The 23067-nt window shown below is 72.1% G+C and carries 20 protein-coding genes; 13 read left to right on the forward strand and 7 right to left on the reverse strand.

Annotated elements, in window-relative coordinates; genetic code table 11:
- The first annotated feature begins 3 nt into the window (after nucleotides 1-3).
- From ACZ5VD_RS17485 to ACZ5VD_RS17505, 5 genes are all read left to right on the forward strand, one after another.
- Nucleotides 4-720, forward strand: coding sequence for a peptidyl-tRNA hydrolase (locus ACZ5VD_RS17485; protein ID WP_468548202.1), 717 nt, complete (start codon nucleotides 4-6; stop codon nucleotides 718-720).
- Nucleotides 721-934: 214 nt separating this feature from the next.
- On the forward strand, nucleotides 935-2254 hold the full coding sequence (locus tag ACZ5VD_RS17490; RefSeq protein WP_468548203.1) for an MbnB/TglH/ChrH family RiPP precursor modification enzyme: 1320 nt from the start codon (nucleotides 935-937) through the stop codon (nucleotides 2252-2254).
- 269 nt (nucleotides 2255-2523) lie between these two features.
- On the forward strand, nucleotides 2524-3312 hold the full coding sequence (locus ACZ5VD_RS17495; RefSeq protein WP_468682630.1) for a DUF4142 domain-containing protein: 789 nt from the start codon (nucleotides 2524-2526) through the stop codon (nucleotides 3310-3312).
- 96 nt (nucleotides 3313-3408) lie between these two features.
- Nucleotides 3409-4191, forward strand: coding sequence for a TIGR04222 domain-containing membrane protein (locus ACZ5VD_RS17500; RefSeq protein WP_468548205.1), 783 nt, complete (start codon nucleotides 3409-3411; stop codon nucleotides 4189-4191).
- A 119-nt stretch (nucleotides 4192-4310) separates the two neighbouring features.
- Nucleotides 4311-5930, forward strand: a complete 1620-nt coding sequence (locus ACZ5VD_RS17505) for an alpha/beta hydrolase (RefSeq protein ID WP_468682631.1) — start codon at nucleotides 4311-4313, stop codon at nucleotides 5928-5930.
- A 28-nt stretch (nucleotides 5931-5958) separates the two neighbouring features.
- On the opposite strand, the gene hemQ is transcribed toward ACZ5VD_RS17505, so the two are convergent.
- Together hemQ and hemG are read right to left on the reverse strand one after the other, a co-directional pair.
- Nucleotides 5959-6711, reverse strand: a complete 753-nt coding sequence (gene hemQ / locus ACZ5VD_RS17510; protein WP_468548207.1) for a hydrogen peroxide-dependent heme synthase — start codon at nucleotides 6709-6711, stop codon at nucleotides 5959-5961.
- 4 nt (nucleotides 6712-6715) lie between these two features.
- Complete coding sequence (gene hemG / locus ACZ5VD_RS17515; RefSeq protein ID WP_468548208.1) at nucleotides 6716-8170, reverse strand: protoporphyrinogen oxidase; 1455 nt, start codon at nucleotides 8168-8170, stop codon at nucleotides 6716-6718.
- A gap of 159 nt (nucleotides 8171-8329) precedes the next feature.
- On the opposite strand from hemG, the gene ACZ5VD_RS17520 reads away from it, so the two are divergent.
- A complete protein-coding gene (locus ACZ5VD_RS17520; protein ID WP_468682632.1) occupies nucleotides 8330-9313 on the forward strand; it encodes a DUF4349 domain-containing protein in 984 nt (327 codons plus the stop codon).
- Nucleotides 9314-9391: 78 nt separating this feature from the next.
- Complete coding sequence (locus tag ACZ5VD_RS17525; protein ID WP_468682689.1) at nucleotides 9392-10831, forward strand: FAD-dependent oxidoreductase; 1440 nt, start codon at nucleotides 9392-9394, stop codon at nucleotides 10829-10831.
- Nucleotides 10832-10835: 4 nt separating this feature from the next.
- Here ACZ5VD_RS17525 and ACZ5VD_RS17530 read toward each other — a convergent pair whose 3' ends face one another.
- Nucleotides 10836-11162, reverse strand: a complete 327-nt coding sequence (locus ACZ5VD_RS17530; protein ID WP_468548210.1) for a hypothetical protein — start codon at nucleotides 11160-11162, stop codon at nucleotides 10836-10838.
- Nucleotides 11163-11287: 125 nt separating this feature from the next.
- On the opposite strand from ACZ5VD_RS17530, the gene ACZ5VD_RS17535 reads away from it, so the two are divergent.
- Complete coding sequence (locus ACZ5VD_RS17535; RefSeq protein WP_468548211.1) at nucleotides 11288-12112, forward strand: rhomboid family intramembrane serine protease; 825 nt, start codon at nucleotides 11288-11290, stop codon at nucleotides 12110-12112.
- A gap of 7 nt (nucleotides 12113-12119) precedes the next feature.
- Here the strand turns inward: ACZ5VD_RS17535 and hemE are convergent, their stop codons facing one another.
- Nucleotides 12120-13184 (reverse strand): uroporphyrinogen decarboxylase, encoded by a 1065-nt coding sequence (hemE, locus tag ACZ5VD_RS17540; RefSeq protein WP_468682633.1) that lies wholly within the window; start codon nucleotides 13182-13184, stop codon nucleotides 12120-12122.
- A 107-nt stretch (nucleotides 13185-13291) separates the two neighbouring features.
- Between hemE and ACZ5VD_RS17545 the strand changes: the two genes are divergently transcribed.
- From ACZ5VD_RS17545 to ACZ5VD_RS17555, 3 genes are all read left to right on the forward strand, one after another.
- A complete protein-coding gene (locus tag ACZ5VD_RS17545) occupies nucleotides 13292-13960 on the forward strand; it encodes a DUF3000 domain-containing protein (protein ID WP_468548213.1) in 669 nt (222 codons plus the stop codon).
- A gap of 219 nt (nucleotides 13961-14179) precedes the next feature.
- Complete coding sequence (locus tag ACZ5VD_RS17550) at nucleotides 14180-14842, forward strand: LuxR C-terminal-related transcriptional regulator (RefSeq protein ID WP_468548214.1); 663 nt, start codon at nucleotides 14180-14182, stop codon at nucleotides 14840-14842.
- 169 nt (nucleotides 14843-15011) lie between these two features.
- Nucleotides 15012-16328: an HRDC domain-containing protein gene (locus tag ACZ5VD_RS17555; RefSeq protein WP_468548215.1), complete on the forward strand. Its 1317-nt coding sequence runs from the start codon at nucleotides 15012-15014 to the stop codon at nucleotides 16326-16328.
- Between the two features lie 27 nt (nucleotides 16329-16355).
- On the opposite strand, the gene ACZ5VD_RS17560 is transcribed toward ACZ5VD_RS17555, so the two are convergent.
- The 3 genes from ACZ5VD_RS17560 to ACZ5VD_RS17570 are packed head-to-tail and all read right to left on the reverse strand — an operon-like array spanning nucleotide 16356 to nucleotide 19458.
- The gene (locus tag ACZ5VD_RS17560) at nucleotides 16356-17186 is read right to left on the reverse strand and encodes a carbohydrate ABC transporter permease (RefSeq protein WP_468548216.1); all 831 of its coding nucleotides are present in this window, start codon (nucleotides 17184-17186) and stop codon (nucleotides 16356-16358) included.
- The gene (locus ACZ5VD_RS17565) at nucleotides 17183-18139 is read right to left on the reverse strand and encodes a carbohydrate ABC transporter permease (protein ID WP_468548217.1); all 957 of its coding nucleotides are present in this window, start codon (nucleotides 18137-18139) and stop codon (nucleotides 17183-17185) included. The genes ACZ5VD_RS17560 and ACZ5VD_RS17565 overlap by 4 nt, the downstream gene beginning before the upstream one ends.
- Nucleotides 18139-19458: an ABC transporter substrate-binding protein gene (locus tag ACZ5VD_RS17570; protein WP_468682634.1), complete on the reverse strand. Its 1320-nt coding sequence runs from the start codon at nucleotides 19456-19458 to the stop codon at nucleotides 18139-18141. The genes ACZ5VD_RS17565 and ACZ5VD_RS17570 overlap by 1 nt, the downstream gene beginning before the upstream one ends.
- A 151-nt stretch (nucleotides 19459-19609) precedes the next feature.
- Here ACZ5VD_RS17570 and ACZ5VD_RS17575 point away from each other — a divergent pair, with 151 nt between their 5' ends.
- On the forward strand, nucleotides 19610-21979 hold the full coding sequence (locus tag ACZ5VD_RS17575) for a glycoside hydrolase family 2 protein (RefSeq protein ID WP_468548219.1): 2370 nt from the start codon (nucleotides 19610-19612) through the stop codon (nucleotides 21977-21979).
- A complete protein-coding gene (locus tag ACZ5VD_RS17580; RefSeq protein ID WP_468548220.1) occupies nucleotides 21976-23004 on the forward strand; it encodes a LacI family DNA-binding transcriptional regulator in 1029 nt (342 codons plus the stop codon). Before ACZ5VD_RS17575 ends, ACZ5VD_RS17580 begins: the two co-directional genes overlap by 4 nt.
- Nucleotides 23005-23067 lie beyond the last annotated feature (63 nt).

The raw sequence follows: 23067 nt of genomic DNA on the forward strand, positions 1-23067 counted from the left end.
GTCGTGAGCCATGATCCGACGCCCCCGAGCGACAGTCCTTTCCGGTCCGAGCCCGGCATCCGCGACAGCGCCCCCCAGTTCGTGCTGCCCCTCGTCGTCCGTATCGAGCGGGACGCGCCCCCGGCCCGTACGGACGCTCTGGAGACCGCCGCCCGTGCCGTCCTCGTGATGCTCGGCGACGAGCGGTCCCTCGGGGACGGCGAGTGGGCACAGGTGATGCGGGAGTGGCAGGACGCCCGGATCCGGAAGGTCGTGCGGCGGGCGCGCGGCGCCGAGTGGCGGCGGGCCGAGGCGCTGCCCGGGATCACGGTGACCGGCAAGTCGGCGGAGGTACGGGTCTTCCCGCCGGTGCCGCTGGACGGCTGGCCGAAGGATCTGGCCCGGCTCCAGGTCTCCGGCACGGATCTCGACGACCCCGAGCCGCCGCCGGCGGCGGACGGGACGGCGCCCGTGCTGTGGCTGAACCCGGATCTGGAGATGTCGGCGGGCAAGACGATGGCGCAGACCGGGCACGGCGCCCAGCTCGCCTGGTGGGAGCTGGGCGAGGAGGAGCGGGAGGCGTGGCGGGCCGCCGGTTTCCCCCTGTCGGTGCGTGCCGCGGACCCCGCGCGCTGGGGCGAACTCACCACGAGCGGACTGCCGTTGGTTCGGGATGCCGGTTTCACCGAGATCGCCGCCGGCTCCAGCACGGTGGTCGCCGACCACCCGGCACTGCGCTGACCGGGGGCTCTTCGCCGGCTTCCCGGTCGTGCCCGATTTTCTGAACATCCCGGGCATCTCCTGCGTACCTCCAAGGACCGGCCGAGGCCGGCCCGAACCTCAAATGTTGCTCTGAAGGAGCCCGCCGAGGGGTTCGGGTCCGCGCGGCGGGGCCATACCCCCGTCACGCCGAGGAGGCGGCACCGCGGATCCGGGGGAAGCCGAGGAGGGGACCATGAAGCGACTGGGAACGGGCATCGGTTGGCGGCCCGAGATCGCGGACGACGTGGAGCGCATGCCCGGCATCGACTGGGTCGAGGTCGTGGCCGAGAACGTCTGCCCCGGCCACCTCCCCGACTCGCTGCTGCGGCTGCGCGAACGCGGGGTCACCGTGGTCCCGCACGGCGTCTCGCTCGGCCTCGGCGGCGCCGACCGCCCCGACGGGGCGCGGCTCACGGCCCTCGCCGAGCGCGCCGAGGCGTTGGGCTCGCCGCTGGTCACCGAGCACATCGCGTTCGTCCGCGCGGGTGGGCCGCTGACGGCGTCGCCGCGTCTGGAGGCGGGCCATCTGCTGCCCGTACCGCGCACCCGGGACGCCCTCGACGTGCTGTGCGAGAACGTCCGGATCGCGCAGGACGCACTGCCGGTGCCGCTCGCCGTGGAGAACATCGCGGCGCTGCTCGCCTGGCCCGGCGAGGAGATGACCGAGGGACAGTTCCTGTACGAGCTGGCCGACCGGACCGGTGTGCGGCTGCTGATCGATGTGGCGAACCTGCACACCAACCACGTCAACCGCGGCGAGGACCCGGCACGAGCGCTCGCCGAGCTGCCGCTGGAGGCCATCGCGTACGTCCATGTCGCGGGCGGATTCGCACGCGACGGCGTCTGGCACGACAGCCACGCCCACCCGGTCCCCCGCCCGGTCCTCGACATCCTGACCGACCTCGCGTCCCGGATCTCCCCGCCGGGCGTCCTGCTGGAGCGGGACGAGAACTTCCCCGAACCTGCCGAACTGGAGGGGGAGTTGACGGCGATACGGGAGGCGCTGGAGAAGGGCGGTGCGAAGCCCGCACCCACCGGGACGCGGACCGTCTCCGCTCCCGCCCGGGTCTCCCGCGAGCCGGGCCCGGCCGCCGACGACCCCACCCGCCAGCGCCTGGCCCTCGCCCAGACGGCGCTGCTGTCCGCGCTGGTCGCGGGGACCCCCGTACCGGAGGGATTCGACCGGGTGCGGCTGGGGGTGCAGGCGCGGGCGCTGGCCGGGAAGCGGGCGGACGTCGTGGCCAAGGTCGCCCCCGAGCTGCCGGAGATCCTCGGCACCGCGTACCGTCCCGCGTTCCTCGCCTACGCCCCCGGGCACCCGATGTCCGACGGATACCGGCGGGACGCCCTGGACTTCGCCGAGCACGCACTGCTCGCCGGGCGCCCTCAGGACGCGGTGACGCGGCGCGCACTGCGGGAGTGGTGGCTGGAGCGGTCCGGCCCGGCACCGCGCTCGCAGCGCCCGACGCTGCGACTGGCCCGTGCGACGCGCCGGGTACTGCTGCGGCGCTGAGACCCTTCACGCCCCGTCCCGGTCACGCACGCGGCCCGCGTGCCCCGCCGAGTGTGCCGGGATTAACACAGTCGGTCCGCAGTCCGCGCCTCGACGGCACTTCACCCCCGTATGCCCCCATAAGCACCCCGCTCCACCTCACCCATTCGTCCCGTTTCACCCTCGATGCAACCATGCCTCCCTGTACGGCAGTTGGTGCGGACCCGGCAGTAATATGCGAACTCCGCACCCGTAACGCAGCAGCGTGCGGTGCCGCGACAGGAGGCACCATGCGATCCCGACCCCATGTCAAGGGCAGAGGCATCTTCACCGGTACCGGGCTCATCGTCACCGGCCTGATCGCGACCCTCGTGGCACTGGTCTTCCCGCTCTGGTCGTACTCCGACCGGTCCGGGACGGGGCCCGCCCTGCTGAACGCCCAGACGGTGTCGACCCAGTACGGGCCGCTGTCCCCGCTCGACCGCGAGTTCGTCACCAAGGTCCGGCTGGCCGGCCTGTGGGAACTGCCCGCCGGCCGGCAGGCGGAGCAGAAGGGCACCACCGAGGCCGTGCGGACGGCGGGACAGCACCTCATCGAGGGGCACCTGTTCCTGGACGAGCGGGCCCGTGACGTGGCCGCCAAGCTCGGGCTCGAACTGCCCGACGAGCCCAACGATCAGCAGCGGCAGTGGCTCACGACCCTGACCGCGGCTCAGGGCGTGACCTACGACCGGGACTTCGCCAACATCCTGCGCCTCGCGCACGGCAAGGTGTTCTCGGTCGTCGCCCAGGTCCGGGCCAGTACCCGCAACTCCCTGGTCCGCGCCCTCGCCGACGACGCGAACACCACCGTGCTGGACCACATCAAGGTCCTGGAGGCCACCGGATACGTCGACTTCGACGCGCTCGCCCAGGAGATGGCCGCCGGCGCCGCTCCCCCGATCACCCACTCACCGGCCCCGCCCAGCCCGCTCACCGACCCGCGACCGGCGAGCCCGCTGACCGCACCGGAGTCCCCCGGCTACACACTGCCCCCGGCCGCCTCGAACCCACCCCCGGCGGCGCCCGAAACCTCCTGACCCTCCCCTCACCGGAACGTCACATACCGACAACGCTCCGTCCGGATCGTGAAAAGGGCATGGCGCCGACCGGACCCCGTCGCATAGAAAAAACACATGTTCTGGGCGCTTCTCCTGCTGCTGGCCTGGGCCGCCGCCGGCACCGCGTGTACGCGACTGTGCCTGGCCGCCGTCCACGCGGCGGCCGTGGACACCGGACCGGCGACCGCGGGCCGGGCCCACGACCTGACGCTGTACGAGGCCGCGTTCCTGTCCGGCGGCCCTCGCCGGGTCGCCGATCTGACCCTGGTCTCCCTGGCCCGCCAGCGGCGGGTACTGCTCGCCCACACCGGCTGGGCGACCGTCGTCGACCCGCGCGGGCGGGACGACATCGAGCGTTCGGTGATAGGGGCGATCGGCCCCGAGGGGCAGTCCCTCATCGCTCCGGTCCGGGCCACCGCCGCCGCCACGGACGCGGTGCGCGGCCTCGCCGACCGGCTCGTCAGCGCGGGACTCGCCGTGCCCGACAGGGCCAGGGCGGGGGTCGCGGCCCGGGTCCGTCAGGTGCGGCTGGCCGTGGTGGCCGTCGCCGTACTCGGCGCGACCGCACTGCTGGCACCGGCTCCGTCGGACATGCCTCGGCATCTGGTCGCCGTCTGGTTCGCGCTGCCGCTCGCCTTCAGTCTGAGCTGTCTGGCCGTCGCACGGATCGAGGTCCCCCCGTACTCGCGCTGGGCCTCCCCGGCGGGCCAGCGGCTCCTGGGCCCCCTGACCCGGCGCTCCGGCGGGGGCGGCCGTACGGATCTCACCTCCGTCGCCGTCCACGGCGTCCGCGCGATCGGTGAACCGGAGCTGCGCGCGGCCTTCGCGCACGGCGAGCCGCAGCACTGGCGCGCCTAGCGTCCCCGGAGGGGGCGTACGGAGGCATTGGGGCCGACACCGGGCGGGTGGTGCTTGCCTTCACCGTAAACCGAACGAAATATCCCTTTTGTTGCTGCCGTGCACCGAAGGGAAACGCGATGAGAGCCCCCGCCCTCTACTCGGCCGCCGGGACCTTGCTCCTGACCACGCTCGCCGCCGCCCCGGCCGGCAGCGCCCCGGCCGTCCCGGGCGCGGCCGAGGTCCGCGGTACGACCGTGGCCGCGGCGCGGGCCCTGGCCGCGGGCATCGACTTCGGCGCCTGCCCCGCGGCGGAGGACCTGCCCGGCAGCATGCGGTGCGGCACGGTGACCGTCCCGCTCGACTACGCCCGCCCCGACGGTAGGCAGATCAGACTGACCGTCAGCCGGACCCGGGCCACCCACAAGGACCCGCACAACAGCAAGCGCCGGGTGCCCGGGCAGGGCGCCCTGGTCTACAACCCGGGCGGGCCGGGCGCCTCCGGCATGTACTTCCCGCTGATCGGTGTGCTCCCCGAGTGGAAGCGGCTCGCCGCGGCCTACGACCTCGTCGGCTACGCCCCGCGCGGGGTGGGCCGTTCCGCGCCGCTGTCCTGCACGGACCCGAAGCAGTTCCTCAAGGCTCCCTCGCCGGCGCCGACGTACCCCTCCCCGGCGTACAAGCAGGAGCGGATCGCGCGGGCGAAGGCGTACGCGCGGGGCTGCGCGAAGCGGGCCGGCGCCGCGCTGCGGCACTACACCTCCCTCAACAACGCCCGCGACCTGGACGTGCTGCGGGCCGCGCTGGGCGAGGAGAAGCTGACGTTCATGGGCGCCTCGTACGGCACCTACTTCGGGGCGCTGTACGCGACTCTGTTCCCCTCGCACGTCCGGCGGATGGTGTTCGACTCGGCGGTGAACCCGGACCCCGAGCAGATCTGGTACCGCAACAACCTCCACCAGTCGGCCGCGTTCGAGGGCCGCTGGGCGGACCTGCGCGAGTGGATCGCGAAGCACGACGACGTGTACGGGCTCGGCGGCACCTCCCAGGAGGTGCTGCGCAGCTACGAGAAGGCGGCGGCGCGGCTGGCGGTGAAGCCGGCGGGCGGGAAGGTCGGGCCCGGGCAGCTGCAGGGGGCGTTCCTGTCCGCCGGGTACTACGACGACTACTGGCCGCACCGCGCGCAGGCGCTGTCGGCGTATCTGAAGGGTGACCCGAAGCCGCTGATCGAGCAGGCCGGGCCGCATCCGGAGGCGGCTGCCGAGGCGGAGAACGCCAACGCGGTCTACACGGCCGTCGAGTGCAACGACGCGTCCTGGCCGACCGAGTGGCGGGTGTGGGACCGGGACAACACCCGGCTCGCGCGTGTGGCGCCGTTCGAGACCTGGGACAACGTGTGGATGAACCTGCCGTGCGCGTACTGGCCGGCACCGCGGCAGCGCCCCCTCGACGTGCGGACCGGTCCCGGCGAGCTGCCGCCGACGCTGGTCCTGGCCGCCGAGCGGGATGCGGCGACTCCCTACGACGGCGCGCTGGAGCTGCACCGGCGGCTGTCGGGCTCGGTCCTGGTGACCGAGCGGGACGCCGGCACGCACGGCGTCGCGGGCGGGCCGAACGCCTGCGTCAACGGCCATGTGGACGCGTATCTGCTGGAGGGCCGGCTCCCGGTGCGGCGCGCGGCCTGCGCACCGCGCCCGGAGCCGAAGCCGAGGCGGGCGGCCGACTCCCGGAAGGCGCCGGCCGCCGGGGCCGCACGCTGAGCGCCGGCCCCTCGGGGCGTCGCGCCGATCAGGCGAGTGAGGCGACCAGATCGCCGATGTCCTTGCGGCGCCCGGTGTAGAACGGCACCTCCTCGCGGACGTGCATCCGGGCCTCCGACGCACGCAGGTGACGCATGAGGTCGACGATGCGGTACAGCTCGTCGGCCTCGAAGGCGAGCATCCACTCGTAGTCGCCGAGGGAGAACGAGGCGACCGTGTTGGCGCGCACGTCCGGGTAGCCGCGGGCCATCTTGCCGTGGTCGGCGAGCATGCGGCGGCGGTCCTCGTCGGGCAGCAGGTACCAGTCGTAGGAGCGCACGAAGGGGTAGACGCTGATGTAGTTGCGCGGCGTCTCGTCGGCGAGGAACGCCGGGATGTGCGAGCGGTTGAACTCGGCGGGGCGGTGCAGTGCCATGTTCGACCACACCGGTTCCAGGGCGCGGCCCAGCTTCGTGCGGCGGAAGAGGTTGTACGCCTCCTGGAGCTGGTCGCTGGTCTCCGCGTGCCACCAGATCATCAGGTCGGCGTCGGCGCGCAGGCCCGAGACGTCGTACGTGCCGCGGACCGTCACGTCCTTCGCGGCGAGCTGGTCGAAGAGCTCCTGGACCTCGTCGGCGTAGCCCGCGCGCGCGGCGCCGTCGGGGAGCACGTCCTTCAGCTTGAAGACGGACCAGAGGGTGTACCGGATGACCTCGTTCAGGTCCTTGGCCAGCTTGCCCTTGTTCGGGATCCTGCCGGACTCGGTGGTGCCGGACTCGGTGGTGGGGGCGTCGTCACTCATGGCCTCATTCTCCCGCTCCGCCGTGCGGAGCCCGCACCGGGTGGGCGGTGAGCTCCCGCGCACCGCCCAGGGATCCGTGGATCCGGTCCACGGCGGCGTAGGCGCTCGCGATGCACGCGGGGATGCCCACGCCGTCGTACGCCGCGCCGCACACCGCGAGGCCCGGCAGCCCGGCGACGTGCTCGCGGATCCGGGCCACGCGCGCGTGGTGGCCGACGGGGTACTGCGGCAGGCCGTCGTCCCAACGGGTGACGCGGGTCTCGACGGGGGTGGAGTCCAGGCCGGTGGCCGCCTTCAGGTCGTGCCGTGAGACGTCGACCAGGTCGGTGTCCTCGCGCTGGAGGACCTCCGTCTCGCCGTACCGGCCGACGGAGGTGCGCAGGACGAGGAGGTCCGGGTTCTCGTCGGCGATCCAGCCCCACTTCCGGGAGGCGAAGGTCGACGCCTTGATGGTGCGTCCGTCGACGGGCGGCACGAGGAAGCCGCTGCCCTCGGGGAGGGCGCTGTCGGCGCGGCGGTAGGCGAGGGTGATCAGGGCCATGGAGGCGTACTCGACGGCGGTGAGTTCGGCGGCGGCCTCGGGGGACTCGGTGCGCAGCAGGCCGGCGGCGACGGGAGCGGGGGCGGCGACGATCACGGCGTCGGCGTGCAGGACCCGGTCCCCGGTGACGACGCGCCAGCCGGTGGGCGTCTCGCGGCGCAGCTCCGTCACCGGTGCCCCGGTCACGATCTCGCCGCCCTCCGCGCGTACCGCCTGTGCCACCGCGAGCGGCAGGGTGCCCACGCCGCCCGCGATGCCCATGAACACCGGCCCGGTCTGCTGGTTGGCGGCGGCCTTGGCCTGGATCTCGCGGACGGCCTCCGTCAACGAGTCGTGGGTCCGCGCGGCCTCGAAGAGCTGCGGGACCGCCGAGCGCATCGAGATGCGGTACGCGTCGCCCGCGTAGACCCCGCCGAGCAGCGGCTCCACGAGCCGGTCGACGACCTCTCGGCCCAGCCGCGCCGCCACGTACTCCCCGACCGCCACGTCGTCGCCGACCTCCGTGCGGGGCAGGTCCGCGTCCCGCTCGATGCGGGCGAGGCCCTCCTCGGAGAGCACGCCGGACAGGGCCGCGGCGGTGCCGGGGACGCCCATCACATGTCCCTTGGGCATGGGGCGCAGAGCGCCGCGGGTCCACAGGGAGGCGGTCGCGGTGGCGGGCGGCTGCAGGCGGTCGGTGAGGCCGACCTCGCGGGCGAGGGCGACGGCCTCGGGGCGGCGGGCGAGCATCGACTCGGCGCCGAGGTCGACCCGCGCGCCCGCGATCTCGCCGGGCAGCAGTTTGCCGCCGACCCGGTCCGACGCCTCCAGGACGGTCACGCGCGCGCCGCGCCGCACCAGCCGGTGGGCGGCGGCCAGCCCGGCGATTCCGGCTCCGATGACGACGACCTGCCCGCTGCCCGTACCCGTTGCGCTCATGTGGCCCACTTTCTCAGACCCCACTGACACTCCCGCGGCGACCCGGTGTCCTTCACGAGTCCCGACCGTGACCGCATCGGGACCGTTTCCCGCCAACGTTCGGGCCGGGTCCGGCGTCGAAGGAACGTCAGTGGTCACAAACCCGGGGGGCACACCCACATGCGCACACGACGTTCCGTACGACCCGTCCCGGCCCTGGCCGGGATCCTGCTGGCCGCGGCCCTCGCGCTGACCGGCTGCAGCGGCGCGGGCTCCGGCAGCAGCGACTCCGGGGGCGACTCGGCCGCCCTGTCGGAGGCGAAGGAGGACGCCCCGGCCGGTGCCGCCGACAGCGACAGCGGCGCGGGCGGCGCCAAGGCGACCGCGCCGCCGAAGGTCTCCACGAACCACATCATCCGCACCGCCTCCCTGACCGTGCGGGTCAAGAGCGTGCCGAAGTCGCTGGGCGAGGTCCGCACGACGACCGAGAACGCGGGCGGCTACGTGGGCGACGAGACCACCTCCCGCGACGGGGAGGGCAACGAGGAGACCCGGGTGGTGCTGCGGGTCCCCGTCGACAAGTACGAGGAGGTCCTCGCCGAACTGGAGGGCTCGGGCAAGCTCCTGGAGCGCACGGCGAAGGCGCAGGACGTCACCGACCAGGTCGTCGACGTGGAGAGCCGCATCACGACCCAGCGCGCGAGTGTGGCGCGGATCCGCGAGCTGATGGACCAGGCCACCAAACTGAGCGACGTGGTGACCCTGGAGGGTGAGCTGAGCACCCGCCAGGCCGACCTGGAGTCGCTGCTCGCCCGGCAGGCGTCCCTGAAGGACCGCGCCAGTCTCGCCACCATCACCCTCTCGCTGTCCGAGACGCCGGTGAAGGCGGCCGTCGAGGACGAAGACCCGGGTGTTCTCGACGCGCTGACGGGCGGCTGGGACGCGTTCGTGGGCATGCTGCGCTGGATCCTGGTGGCGCTGGCCGCGGTGCTGCCGTTCGCGGTGGTGCTCGCGCTGCTCGTGCTGGTGTGGGTGCGGCTGGTCCGGCCCCGGATGCCCCGCCGCCCGGCCCCCGCGGCCGCGACGACAGCGCTGGGCCCGCTGCCGACGGCCAGGACCGCCCCGCAGCCCGCACGGCCGCAGGAGGGCGGCGAGGAGAGCTGAACCGGTTCCCCGGCGAGGGCCGGGGACGTGGCCGGGCAGGACCGAAACCCCCTGCCCACGTAGCGTGTTCGCATGAGCATGAGCGGAACGAGCCGTGGCCCAGGCCGCGACACAGACCGGGCCACCGACCGGGGCACCGACCGGGGCACCGAGCGGCTGGTGGTGATCGGCGGGGACGCCGCGGGCATGTCCGCGGCGTCCCAGGCCCGTCGGCTGAAGGGCCCCGAGGAGCTGGAGATCGTGGCCTTCGAGCGCGGTCACTTCACGTCCTACTCGGCGTGCGGCATCCCCTACTGGGTGGGCGGCGACGTCACCGAGCGCGATGAGTTGATCGCCCGCACGCCCCAGGAGCACCGGGACCGCGCCATCGACCTGCGGATGCGCACCGAGGTCACGGAGATCGACGTCGAGCGGGGCCGGGTCCGCGCGCGGGACGTCGATTCCGGGGCGGAGTCCTGGACGTCGTACGACAAACTCGTGATCGCGACCGGTGCCCGCCCGGTCCGCCCGGACCTGCCGGGGGCCGACGCGCCCGGGGTGCACGGTGTGCAGACCCTGGACGACGGGCAGGCGCTGCTGGACACGCTGGCACGCACGCGTGGGCGACGCGCGGTGGTCGTCGGCGCGGGCTACATCGGCGTCGAGATGGCCGAGGCGCTCGTCAACCGCGGCTACGAGGTGACGGTCGTCAACCGCGGCCAGGAGCCGATGTCGACGCTCGACCCGGATATGGGCCGCCTGGTGCACGAGGCCATGGAGGGCCTGGGCATCACCATGGTCGACGACGCCGAGGTGACCGAACTGCCGACGGACGGCGAGGGCCGGGTGCGGGCCGTGGTGACCGACGGCGCCGAGTACCCGGCGGACGTGGTGGTGCTGGGCATCGGCGTCCGGCCCGAGACCGGGCTCGCGCGCGCCGCCGGGCTGCCCCTCGGCACGCACGGCGGGCTGCTGACCGACCTGGCGATGCGGGTCCGCGGGCACGAGAACATCTGGGCCGGCGGCGACTGCGTCGAGGTCCTCGACCTGGTCTCCGGCCGGCAGCAGCACATCGCGCTGGGCACCCACGCCAACAAGCACGGCCAGGTCATCGGCACGAACGCCGGCGGCGGTTACGCCACGTTCCCCGGCGTCGTCGGCACGGCGGTCAGCAAGGTGTGCGACCTGGAGATCGCCCGCACCGGCCTGCGCGAGAAGGACGCGCGCAGGGCCGGCCTGCGGTTCGTGTCGGTCACCGTCGAGTCGACCAGCCGGGCCGGCTACTACCCGGGTGCCTCCCCCATGACGGTGAAAATGCTCGCCGAGCGCCGCACGGGACGGCTGCTCGGCGTGCAGATCGTCGGCAGGGAGGGCGCGGCCAAACGCGTCGACGTCGCCGCGGTGGCGCTGACGGCCCGGATGACGGTCGACCAGATGACAGCCCTGGACCTGGGCTACGCCCCTCCGTTCTCACCGGTGTGGGACCCGGTACTGGTAGCGGCGAGAAAGGCCTCGAAGGCGGTCCAGGAGTCGAACTGAGCCCTTACGCCGACCCGTTGATCCTCTCGATCGCCTGCCGCGCCTGATCCGCCGGAGGCCGCGGCGGCAGCGACGACACCGACGCGCTGGTCGTCGCCGTCACCGCGGCCGGCTGCTCCCCCGCCGGCCGGGCGTGCGCGGCACTGCGCGCGGACCGCAGCCGGTGGCTCACCGCCTCGTCCAGGGTCACCGGCCGTTGCATCTGGGAGGCCAGCCGTCCGGCCTCCTGGCCGAGCCTGGCCACGTCCTCCCAGGGCAGGCGCAGGACCAGTGAGATCTCGGCCTCGCCGTCGGGCAGGGCCTGCATCTGAGGAGTAACTCGGTCGTTCATCGCCTGTTCCTCACGTCGTCCCCGCGACCCGCCTTCCCCGTGTCGCGGGCAGTTGAGGAGACATACGCGTGCGCACCGGACGGCGTTCACCGATTCGGGACCCGCATCGCGGGCACCATTTCCTTGTGGTCATCCCCGTCCATGACGTGAACCCGGTGCGCGGCACCCCGTACGTGACGTACGCGCTGATCGCGGCGAACGTCCTCGTGTTCCTGTTCATGCCCGGCCTCTCCGGCTCCGTTGCCGGGGACAGCGGCCTGGCCCAGCAGTGCCATCTCCAGGCGTTCCTGGACCAGTACGCGGCGGTGCCACAGGAGTTGATCCACCATCAGCTGCCGCGCCTGGTACCGACGGGCGAGGTCGGGATGGGCCCGCACGGCGCGGGCTGCGTGGTGGGCCCGCCCGGCTACGACAAGTCCCCGGTGCTGTCGGTCCTCACCGCGATGTTCCTGCACGGCGGCTGGCTGCACCTGCTGGGCAACATGCTGTTCCTGCTGATCTTCGGCAACAACATCGAGGACCGCATGGGACATGTGCGCTTCGCGCTCTTCTACGTCGTCTGCGGCTACGCGGCGTCGTACGGATTCGCACTGGTGAACGCCGACTCGACCGACCCGCTGATCGGTGCGTCGGGCGCGATCGCCGGGGTCCTGGGCGCCTATCTGGTGCTGTACCCGAAGGCCAGGGTCTGGGTCCTGGTGCCGTTCCTGGTGTTCCTGCCGCTCAGGCTGCCGGCCTGGCTGGTACTGGGCTTCTGGTTCGTGCTCCAGGCGGTGTACTCGTCCGGCGAGGGTGTGTCGGGCGCCGGGACCGTGGCGTACGCGGCGCACATCGTGGGCTTCCTCGCGGGCATGCTGCTGGCCTGGCCGCTCAAGGCGGGCACTCCCCCGCCGCCGGAACCGCGCGGCCTGCTCTTCGGCAGGCGGGCACGGCCCCGGCACACCTGGTGAGCCGGGCTCAGCGGGCGGTCTGCGTGTGGACGTACTCCACGAGACGGGTCAGCGCGTCCGGGTCGGTGGAGGGCATGACGCCGTGGCCGAGGTTGAAGACGTGGCCCTCCAGGCCCGCCGCCGCGTCCAGGACCTCGCGGGCCTTGGTCTCGACGGCCTCCGGGCCGGCGAACAGGACGGTCGGGTCGAGGTTGCCCTGGAGCGCCTTGCCGGGTCCGATCCGGCGGACGGCCTCGTCGAGCGGGACCCGCCAGTCGACGCCGACGACGTCCGCACCGGCCTCGCTCATCGGCTTGAGCAGCTCGCCGGTGCCGACACCGAAGTGGATGCGCGGGACGCCGTACCCCTCGATCGCCCGGAACACCTTGGCGGAGGCGGGCAGCACCGAGCGGCGGTAGTCCGCGGGGGCCAGCGCGCCGGCCCAGGAGTCGAACAGCTGGACGGCGCTGGCGCCGGCCTCGATCTGCACCTTGAGGAAGGCGGCCGTGATCTCGGCGAGGCGGTCGAGCAGGTCGGCCCAGAGCTCGGGGTCGCCGTACATCATCCCCTTGGCGTTCTCGTACGTGCGCGACGGTCCGCCCTCGACGAGGTAGCTCGCGAGGGTGAACGGCGCGCCGGCGAAGCCGATGAGGGGGGTGGCGCCGAGCTCGGCGGTCAGCAGGCCGATCGCCTCGGTGACGTAGGAGACGTCCTCGGGGGTGAGGTCGCGCAGCTGGGCGAGGTCCTCGCGGGTGCGGATCGGGCGCTCGACGACCGGGCCGACGCCGGGCTTGATGTCGAGGTCGATGCCGATGGCCTTGAGCGGGACGACGATGTCGCTGAAGTAGATCGCCGCGTCCACGTCGTGCCTGCGCACCGGCTGGAGGGTGATCTCGGTGACCAGCTCGGGCCGCATGCAGGACTCCAGCATGGGGATGCCCTCGCGCACCTTGCGGTACTCCGGCAGCGAGCGCCCGGCCTGTCGCATGAACCACACCGGTGTGTGCGGCACTGGCTCGCGCCTGCACGCCTTCATGAAGGCGGACTCGTATGTGGCTGTCGGCGGCGTCGCGGGGCTCTCGTTGGCACTCACGGGGCAAGTCTCCCACGGCACCGGAGCCCGCCCGGACGGCAACCCCGACACCGGCCGACAGGGTGTCCTCCCTGCACGAAGCCCCCGTTCCCCTTAATCTTCCCCGCATGGCTGCGGCTCAGGGACGACTGTCGGACGGCGCTGACGGGATGGACGACGCGAAGGAGGAGGACCTGCATACGAACGGCACGGATCCGCTGCCCTTCCGGGCGGCCGTCGACGCGCTCAGGACCGCGCGGCTGCGGCCGCAGGTCGAGATCGAGCCGACGCGCGCACCTCAGCGGCTCGCGCCCTACGCGTACGCGTTGGAGGCCGCGGTCGTCGACGGTGACGAGGACCTGGCGGACGGGCGGCTGGTGCTGCTGCACGACCCGTCCGGGCACGACGCCTGGCGGGGCACGTTCCGGCTGGTGACGCTGGTGCGCGCCGAGCTGGAGGCGGAGATGGCGGCCGACCCGCTGCTGCCCGACGTGTGCTGGTCGTGGCTCACGGGTGCGCTGTCGGCGCGTGGACTGGCGTGCGGTGAGCCGAGCGGCACCGTCACGCGGGCGAGCTCCCACTACTTCGGCGGCATGTCCGAACGGCCGCCCGCCTCGCAGATCGAGATCCGTGCCTCCTGGACACCCCGTGAGGGGCTGGGCGGCGTTCCGGACACGGCGTCGCACCTGTCCGCCTGGTGCGACCTGCTCGCCCAGATCGCGGGCCTGCCGCCGGCCGGTCCGGGCGACGCGTCGGTGGTCACGCTGCCGCAGCGCCGCGGCCCGCAGTCGCACTGACCGTGGGGCACTCTTGGCCATCACTTTGTCGATACGGCCACTTTCGGCCGCGTATCGACGCGGAATGAAGCCGTTCGATCTTCGAATGATCGATCGCGTGTCCGAATTGCACGGATTGTTACTCACTAGATCGTGATCATTCTCTAAAGCCAAACGGGTTTGGTGCCGAAGACGTCTGTGACCTTGAAAGCACGGTTCGTCCCCCACCCAGGAGGCCTGGTGTCCGTTCTCCTAGAGCAGCCCGCAAGCCTGGTCGCCTACCGCCCGAACAAGCCGACCGCCATGGTGGTCGTGGCCGACCCGCGCGTCCGCTCCACCGTCACCCGCCACCTGTGGGCGCTCGGTGTACGCGACGTCATCGAAGCCTCGTCCGTCGCGGAGGCTCGTCCCCGCATCGGCAACCCCCGCGACATCTGTATCGCCGACGTCCACCTGCCCGACGGCTCCGGCCTCACCCTCCTGTCGGAGACCCGCGCCGCGGGCTGGCCCAACGGCCTCGCCCTCTCCGCGGCCGACGACATCGGCGCGGTGCGCAACGCACTCGCCGGCGGGGTCAAGGGCTATGTCGTCACCGGCACCCGTAGCAACGTCGGGCTCCCCACCCGGCCGGGTGCCGCCCCCATCGGATCCGCCGCCGCCCGTATGCACCGCCGCCCCCCGGGTTCCCCGAGCCACCCGGGCGGCTACCGCGAACTGTCCGGCCGTGAGGTCGAGGTGCTGCGACTGGTCGCCGAAGGCCAGTCGAACAAGGCGATCGGCGTCTCGATGGGCCTGTCCGCCCTGACCGTCAAGAGCCACCTCGCCCGCATCGCCCGCAAGCTCGGTACCGGAGACCGCGCCGGCATGGTCGCCGTGGCCCTGCGCACCGGCATCATCCACTGACCCCCCACCCTTCACAGACGTGAACCGGATCGATCGCTGATCCCCCGCCACGTATCCCACCCGTCGTGAACCGGATCTTTCACCGAGCTGACTGGTTTACGACCCTCAGGCGCCCGTCGACGGAACGTTCCGTCGGCGGGCGCTGTCCATACACAGATACCCTTGACATGTGACCGACGCCCAAGACACCGCAGCAGACAGCACACTGCGAACCACCGGAGGCGCCCCTCCGGACGACGGCGGATCTTCTGTTACGGGGGCGCCGACGCCTGATACCGGCCCGGACACGGGCCCCGAGCCGATTCCCCTGCTCGAACCCCGCGAGGGCATTCCGCCGGTGATCACCGACGCGGAGTCCCTCGCCGAGGTGATCGCCGCCTTCGCCGCCGGCTCCGGCCCCGTCGCCGTGGACGCCGAGCGGGCGTCGGGCTACCGCTACGGCCAGCGCGCCTACCTGGTACAACTGCGCCGCGAGGGTGCCGGGAGCGCGCTGATCGACCCGGTGGCCTGCCCCGACCTCTCCGGTCTCGGCGAGGCCCTGTCCGGCGTCGAGTGGGTGCTGCACGCGGCCACCCAGGACCTGCCCTGTCTCCGCGAAATAGGCATGGTCCCCACCCGGCTGTTCGACACCGAGTTGGCCGGCCGGATCGCCGGGTTCCCCCGGGTCGGCCTCGGCGCGATGGTCGAGAGCGTCCTGGGCTTCGTCCTGGAGAAGGGCCACTCGGCCGTCGACTGGTCCACCCGCCCGCTGCCCGAGCCCTGGCTGCGCTACGCCGCCCTGGACGTGGAACTGCTCGTCGACCTGCGGGACGCCCTGGAGAAGGAGCTCGACCGGCAGGGCAAGCTGGAGTGGGCCCGCCAGGAGTTCGACGCGATCGCCTCGGCGCCGCCGCCGGAGCCCCGCAAGGACCCGTGGCGGCGGACGTCCGGCATGCACAAGGTGCGCCGGCGGCGGCAGCTGGCCGTCGTACGGGAGCTGTGGCAGACCCGGGACCGGATCGCGCAGCGCCGGGACGTGTCGCCGGGCAAGGTGCTCGGGGACGCGGCCATCGTGGAGGCGGCGCTCGCCCTTCCGGCCACCGTGCAGGCGCTCTCCGCGCTGAACGGGTTCGGGCACCGGATGGGGCGCCGGCAGCTGGAGCAGTGGCAGGCGGCGGTGGACCGGGCGAAGGCGCTCACCGACGCGCAACTGCCCCAGCCGGGGCAGGCCGTGACGGGACCGCCGCCGCCGCGGGCCTGGGCGGACAAGGATCCGGAGGCCGCGGCACGGCTGTCGGCGGCCCGGGCCGCGGTGTCCGCGTTGGCCGAGTCGCTCAACATGCCGCAGGAGAACCTGATCACGCCGGACACCGTTCGCCGGGTGTGCTGGGAGCCGCCGGGCGAGGTCAGCGCCGAGTCCGTGGGCTCCGCGCTGACGGGGCTCGGGGCGCGGCCCTGGCAGGTCGAGCAGGTGACTCCGGTGCTGGTGGCGGCGTTGTCCGCCTAGCCGCCCCGGCCGCCCCGCGGGGCGGCCTCACCGGGTCGCCCCGCGCATGAAGCCGTTGTAGATGAACCTCTGCAGGCTGAGGAACACCACCAGCGTCGGCAGGATCACGAGGACCGCTCCCGCCGAGATGACCTCCCAGTGGGCGCCGTAGGGGCCTCGGAAGCGGAACAGGGACGTCGATATCACGCCAAGATCTTCGGAGGGCATGTAGAGGAAGGGGATGTAGAAGTCGTTGTAGACGGTGATCCCCTTCACGATGACGACCGTCGCGATCGCAGGCTTGAGCAGTGGGAAGATGATCTTCCGGTAGATCGTGAAGGCGTTGGCGCCCTCCAGTCGGGCGGCCTCGTCGAGGGAGATCGGGATGGACCGTACGAACTGCAGGAAGATGTAGATCGAGACGATGTCCGTGCCCATGTAGAGCGCGATCGGTGCCCACAGGCTGTCGAACATGCCGAAGCTGTTGACGATCTGGAAGGTCGCCACCTGGGTGGTCACTCCGGGGACCAGGGCGGCGATCAGGAACAGCGCGACCACCAGCTTCTTGAAGCGGAAGGTGAAGCGGTCGATGGCGTACGCGGTCATCGAGCCGATGAGGACCGTGCCCCCGATGGCCACGACCAGGATGATCGTCGTGTTGACGAACGCCGTGAGCATCCGGCCGTCCTGAAAGGCCGTCACGTAGTTGTCGACGTTGAAGAGGCTGTCGGGCGGCGAGAGCGCGCCGCTGCCGTTCGCCATCTCCTTCGAGGACTTGAGGGAGGTCAGCAGGACCACGCCCAGCGGGAGCAGGACGAGGGCGCTCGCGCCGATCAGCGAGAGGTACACGAGCGTGCGGGCCACCGTGCGGCGCGTCATACGAGGTCCACCTTGTCGTCGGGGACGAGGCGGCGCTGCAGCCAGGTCACCAGGAGGATGATCAGCAGCAGGACGACCGCGGCGGCCGAGGCGAGGCCGGTCTTGTTGAAGCGGAAGGCCAGGTTGAGGGTCTGGATGACGAAGGTCTCGGTGCCGGTCGCGCCGCCGGTCATGATGTACGGGATCTCGAAGGCCGACAGCGAGCCGGAGATGGACAGGATCACCGTGAGGGTGAGGACCGGCTTGATGCCGGGCGCGATGATGTGGCGGAACTGGTGCCAGCGGTTCGCGCCGTCCAGTTCGGCCGCCTCGTAGAGCTCCCCCGGGATGGACTGGATCGCGCCGAGGAAGAGCACGAAGTTCAGGCCCAGGTAGCGCCAGATCGAGACGCCGGCCAGCGAGGTGTTCGCGGAGACCGGGGTGCCGAGCCAGGCGTGGTCGGTGTGGTGGCCGACCAGGGCCAGTACCGAGTCGAGGGTGCCGCCGTCCTGGAAGAAGTACAGGAAGACGAAGCCGATCGCGACCCCGTTGATCAGGTACGGGAAGAACAGCACGCCCTTGAAGAAGTTCCGGAAGCGGACGTCGAAGCTGAGGATCGTCGCGAAGTAGAGCGCGGCGACGATCTGCAGGGCGGAGGCGGCGAGGTAGTAGCCGCTGACGAAGAAGACCCGGAAGAGGTCCTCCCTGGTGAAGATCTCCGTGTAGTTCTCGATGCCCGTGTAGTGCAGTTCGGGGCTGACGCCGTCCCAGTCGGTGAAGCTGTACGCGAGCATGTTGGCGATCGGCGCGTAGGTGAAGGTGACCAGCAGGGCGAGGGGTGCGAGCAGGAAGAGCCAGGGGGTGACGCCGCGCCACAGGCGGGTTCCGCGCGGCGCCCGGGCCGGGGTGGGGGCGGCCGGGGTGGCCGCCCCCGTGGCGACCCGCGGGGCCGCCTTCTCGGTGGTGTCCGCCATCAGGACCCCAGCGTCCGCTGCGTCTCGGTCCAGCGCTTGCCGAGGTCGGCGAAGAAGTCGTCCAGGCTGCCCTTCTTTGCCCCACGGGCGAGGTCGACGAGGTTCTGGCGGTACTCGGGGGCGTAGATGCCGACCTCGGACTGGTTGTCGATCTCCTTGACCGTGGCTCCGGCGCTGTCGTCCAGCTCGATGAGCTTCACGCCCTGCTCCTCGTACGGCTTCAGCACCTCGGGCAGGGGCGCGTCCTTGAGCGGCGAGATGGCCAGGTTGTCCTTGTCGTAGCCGGACTTCTCGGTGAACCAGTCGATCCAGGCGCGGGCGGCGGGCTTGTTCTTGGAGTGGACGTTGACGGCTTGGTTGTAGTCGGGGGCGACGACCGCGCAGAACGTGCCGTCCACCTGGGTCGGGAAGGGCATGAACCCGATGTCGTCGGGGTTCACCCCGGCCTGCCTGGCGGCGTCCTGGAACTGGATGATCGCCCAGGTGCCGAGCCACTGGGTGGCCAGCTCCCCCTTGGCCAACCGGGGCTTGGACTCCTCCCAGTTGGTGGTCGTCGGGTCCTTCTCGATCAGGCCCTCGTGGACGGCGTCGTACAGGAGGGTGTCCCCGACGCGCAGGTCCGCGCCGTCGGCCCACGGGTCGCCCTCGGCCAGCTTCGTGGAGGCCTGCGGGTCGCAGTTGACCGAGCCGTTGACGGACGTCCACTGCGACAGCGGCCACTGGGCGGCGAAGTTGGTGTAGTACGGGACCGCTTCCGTCCTGGACTTGATCGCCTTGAGGTCGGTGATGAACTCGGCCGGGGTGGTGGGCCAGTCGGTGACGCCGGCCTCCCGCCAGACCTTCTTGTTGTAGAGGAAGCCGGGGATCACACCGATCGGGCTCTGGCCGTACACCTTGCCGTCGGCGGTGGTGTAGTCGGTGAACAGGTACTTCCTGGCGCGTTCCGTCTCGGTGCCCAGCGAGGCGAAGAACCGCGGGTAGTCGGCCTTCTTGATGACCGCGGGGATCATCAGGACGTCGCCGTAGTTCTCCGTGTTCATCCGGATCTTGACTTCGGTCTCGTAGTTCGTGAGGGCCTCGAACTCGACCTTGACCTTCGGGTACGTCTTGTTGAACGCGGCGGCGTACTTCTTCATCGTGCCGTCGGTGACGAGATCGGTGCGCTGGGTCAGGACCTTGATGGTTCCGGTGACCTTTGACGGATCGTCAGGAGCATTGGCGTCGGCTCCCTTCGAGGCGCCTCCGGTGCCGGTGCAGGCGGCCGAGAGCAGCAGTGCTCCGGTGGCGACGACGGTGGCGGTGGCGGTACGGCGGTTCATGTGCGTCAACTCCGTTCATGGGACGGACGAGCACGAGTGGGATGGCTGATTCGGCACTCTGACAGCGCTTTCTGAACCGGTAAAGTCCCTATTTCGCCAAGGCTGTGAAGACATGACCGCCTGCGGGCCTGAAACGGTTTAGGGAGTGCGGATGCTGGAGGCCACACCGCTCACCGAGAGCTGGACCCTGAAGCACGAGGGGGACGCCCTGCCGGCCTCGGTGCCGGGCTGCGTGCACACCGATCTGCTGGCGGCGGGGGTGATCGCGGATCCCTTTCTCGGGCTGGGCGAGAGGGAGGTCGCGTGGGTGGGGCGGCGGGAGTGGACGTACGAGAGGGAGCTCGGGGCGGTCGACGGGCATGAGCAGACCGACCTCGTCTTCGACGGTCTCGACACCGCGGCCGAGATCCTGCTCGACGGTCGACTCCTCGGCCGCACCAGGAACATGCACCGGTCCTACCGTTTCGACGTCACCGGGATGAGCGGGCTGCTGTCCGTGCGGTTCCGCTCCGCGTACGCCGAGGCGGAGGCCGTGCGCGGCAAGGTGGGCGAGCGGCCCGCCGCCTACGCCGAGCCCTACCAGTACCTGCGCAAGATGGCCTGCTCCTTCGGCTGGGACTGGGGGCCGACCCTGGTGACGGCCGGGATCTGGCGGCCGGTGCGGCTGGAGCGGTGGTCCACGGCCCGGATCGCCCGGGTGCGCCCGGTGGTGACCGTCGAAGGCGGCGTGGGGCGGGTCGCGCTGCACCTGGACGTCGAGAGGTCCCGGGTCGAGGCCGAACTCACGGTGGAGGCCACGGTCGGCGGGGTGCGGGGGCGGGCCGTGATCGACGGGACGCGGGGGGTCCTGCGGCTCGACGTGCCGGACGCACGATTGTGGTGGCCGCGCGGGTACGGCGAACAGCCCCTGTACGACGTCGAGTTGACGCTGCTGCACGAGGACCGCCCGTTGGACGGGTGGCGGCGGCGGATCGGCTTCCGGAGCGTCGAGCTGGACCGCCGACCCGACGCCCACGGCACCGGGTTCACCCTCGTCGTCAACGGGGAGCGGCTCTTCGCGCGGGGCGTGAACTGGATCCCGGACGACGTGTTCCCGTCCCGGATCGGCCGCGAGCGGTACCGGGAGCGGCTGCGGCAGGCGGCCGGTGCCGGCGTGGACCTGGTGCGGGTGTGGGGCGGCGGGATCTACGAGAGCGAGGACTTCTACGACGCCTGCGACGAGTTCGGGCTGCTGGTCTGGCAGGACTTCCCCTTCGCGTGCGCGGCCTACCCGGAGGAGCAGCCACTGCGGGGCGAGGTGGAGGCGGAGGCGCGGGAGAACGTCGTCCGGCTGATGCCGCATCCCTCGCTGGTGCTGTGGAACGGCAACAACGAGAACCTGTGGGGGTTCCGGGACTGGAACTGGGAGCGGCGGCTGGCCGGGGACTCCTGGGGCGAGGGGTACTACCTGGGCGTACTGCCGCGGGTGGTGGCCGAGTTGGACCCGACCCGGCCGTACACGGCGGGCAGTCCGTGGTCCGGGTCGTGGGAGCACCACCCGAACGATCCGGCGCACGGCACGCACCACTCGTGGGACGTGTGGAACCGGGAGGACTACGCGGAGTACCGCGCGAACGTGCCGCGTTTCGTCGCCGAGTTCGGCTGGCAGGCGCCGCCCGCGTACGCCACGCTGCGGCGGGCCCTGCCGGGCGAGGAGCTCGCCTGCGACTCCCCCGGGATGCTGCACCACCAGAAGGCCGACGACGGCAACGGCAAGCTGCGGCGCGGGATGGAGCGTCATTTCGCCTTCCCCGAAGGGGACTTCGACCGCTGGCACTACCTCACGCAGGTCAACCAGGCGCGGGCGGTGGCCGCCGGGATCGAGCACTGGCGGTCGCACTGGCCGGTGTGCGCGGGCACGGTGGTGTGGCAGCTCAACGACTGCTGGCCGGTGACCTCGTGGGCGGCGGTCGACGGGGACGGGCGGGAGAAGCCGCTCTACCACGAGCTGCGGCGGGTGTACGCGGACCGGCTGCTCACCCTCCAGGTACGGGACGCGGGGCTGGTGTCGGCCGTGGTGAACCAGTCGGCGCGGGAGTGGTCGGGCGTGCTGGTCCTGCGCCGGATGTCCGTCGAGGGTGACGTGATCGGGTCGTCCCGGGTGGAGTTCGGCGCCGGGCGGCGGTCCGTGGCCGACGTCGGGGTGCCCGGGGAGCTGGAGCCGGTCGGGCCCAAGGAGTTCCTGGTCGCGGACGCGGACGGGTTGCGGGCGCTGTACTTTCCCTCGGCCGATCGCGAAGTGCCCTATCCGCGACCGGAGTTCGAGGTGACGCTGGTGCCGGGCGGGATCGAGGTGCGGGCCCACACCCTCGTGCGGGATCTGCTGCTCCAGGCGGACCGGCTGGATCCGGCGGCGCGGGCCGACCGGGGGCTGGTCACACTGCTTCCCGGGGAGCGGGTGACCATCGGGGTGACGGGCTGGAAGACTCCGGACGCGGTGGCCGCCCGGTCCGCCCTGTACTGCATGGAGCCCGGCCGATGACCACCTCCCGCGTCACCATCAAGGACGTCGCCGCGCTCGCCGGCGTGTCCAAGGGGGCCGTGTCCCTCGCCTTCAACCACAAGCCGGGGCTGGCGGAGGCGACCCGGGACCGGATCTTCCGGGCGGCGCGGGAGCTCGGCTGGGCGCCGAGCCCGACCGCGCGGACGCTGGCCGGTTCGCGGGTGGACGTGGTGGGGCTGGCGATCTGCCGGCCCGCCCGGCTGCTCGGGCTCGAACCCTTCTACATGGAGTTCGTCTCGGGGGTGGAGAGCGTCCTGACCGAGCACTCCTGCTCGCTGCTGCTGAGGCTCGTACGGAGTGTGGAGGAGGAGGTCGGGCTGCAGGAGTCGTGGTGGCGGGGGCGGCAGATCGGCGGGTCGATCCTGGTGGACTTCCGCGCGGACGACCCCCGGGTGGCGGCGGTCGAGCGGCTCGGGATGCCGGCGGTCGCGGTCGGGCATCCCTCGCTGACCGGTGGCCTCACGTCCGTGTGGACCGAGGACGCCACCGCCGTGACGGAGGCGGTGCGCTATCTCGCGGCGCTCGGGCACCGGCGGATCGCCCGGGTGGGGGGTGCGGCGGCCCTCGGCCACACCTCCATGCGGACCGCCGCCTTCGACGAGGCGGCCCGCTCCCTGGCCCTGGCCGGGGCCTGGCAGGTGGCCACGGACTACTCCGGGGAGGCGGGGGCCCGGGCGACACGGTCCCTGCTGACGGCGGCGGCCCCGGACCGGCCGACGGCCATCGTGTACGACAACGACATCATGGCGGTGGCGGGCCTCTCGGTGGCGGCGGAGATGGGGCTGAGGGTGCCGGAGGACGTCTCGCTGCTCGCCTGGGACGACTCCCAGCTGTGCCGGATCACCCATCCGCCGCTCTCCGCGATGAGCCATGACGTGCACGGATTCGGGGCGGAGGCGGCCCTGACCCTGTTCGGGCTGATCACGGGAGAGGGCCCGGGATCGCACCCGGTGCCCACTCCGGTCCTGACGCCGAGGGGTTCGACGGCTCCTCCGAGGGTGTGACGTTCACCGCTTGGGCCGGGGGGACTGGGCAGTCTGGTTACCCACAAGTAGCATGGGCCCTGA

This window comes from Streptomyces sp. NPDC032822 (assembly GCF_055578825.1).

Coding starts and splice junctions, on each gene's coding strand:
- hemQ (WP_468548207.1), bottom strand. CDS start 6,711: ATGAGTGACGACGCCCCCACCACCGAGTCCGGCACCACCGAGTCCGGC.
- ACZ5VD_RS17500 (WP_468548205.1), top strand. CDS start 3,409: ATGTTCTGGGCGCTTCTCCTGCTGCTGGCCTGGGCCGCCGCCGGCACC.
- hemG (WP_468548208.1), bottom strand. CDS start 8,170: ATGAGCGCAACGGGTACGGGCAGCGGGCAGGTCGTCGTCATCGGAGCC.
- ACZ5VD_RS17560 (WP_468548216.1), bottom strand. CDS start 17,186: ATGACGCGCCGCACGGTGGCCCGCACGCTCGTGTACCTCTCGCTGATC.
- ACZ5VD_RS17530 (WP_468548210.1), bottom strand. CDS start 11,162: ATGAACGACCGAGTTACTCCTCAGATGCAGGCCCTGCCCGACGGCGAG.
- ACZ5VD_RS17575 (WP_468548219.1), top strand. CDS start 19,610: ATGCTGGAGGCCACACCGCTCACCGAGAGCTGGACCCTGAAGCACGAG.
- ACZ5VD_RS17520 (WP_468682632.1), top strand. CDS start 8,330: ATGCGCACACGACGTTCCGTACGACCCGTCCCGGCCCTGGCCGGGATC.
- ACZ5VD_RS17570 (WP_468682634.1), bottom strand. CDS start 19,458: ATGAACCGCCGTACCGCCACCGCCACCGTCGTCGCCACCGGAGCACTG.
- ACZ5VD_RS17545 (WP_468548213.1), top strand. CDS start 13,292: ATGGCTGCGGCTCAGGGACGACTGTCGGACGGCGCTGACGGGATGGAC.
- ACZ5VD_RS17505 (WP_468682631.1), top strand. CDS start 4,311: ATGAGAGCCCCCGCCCTCTACTCGGCCGCCGGGACCTTGCTCCTGACC.
- ACZ5VD_RS17490 (WP_468548203.1), top strand. CDS start 935: ATGAAGCGACTGGGAACGGGCATCGGTTGGCGGCCCGAGATCGCGGAC.
- ACZ5VD_RS17495 (WP_468682630.1), top strand. CDS start 2,524: ATGCGATCCCGACCCCATGTCAAGGGCAGAGGCATCTTCACCGGTACC.
- ACZ5VD_RS17580 (WP_468548220.1), top strand. CDS start 21,976: ATGACCACCTCCCGCGTCACCATCAAGGACGTCGCCGCGCTCGCCGGC.
- ACZ5VD_RS17525 (WP_468682689.1), top strand. CDS start 9,392: ATGAGCGGAACGAGCCGTGGCCCAGGCCGCGACACAGACCGGGCCACC.
- ACZ5VD_RS17565 (WP_468548217.1), bottom strand. CDS start 18,139: ATGGCGGACACCACCGAGAAGGCGGCCCCGCGGGTCGCCACGGGGGCG.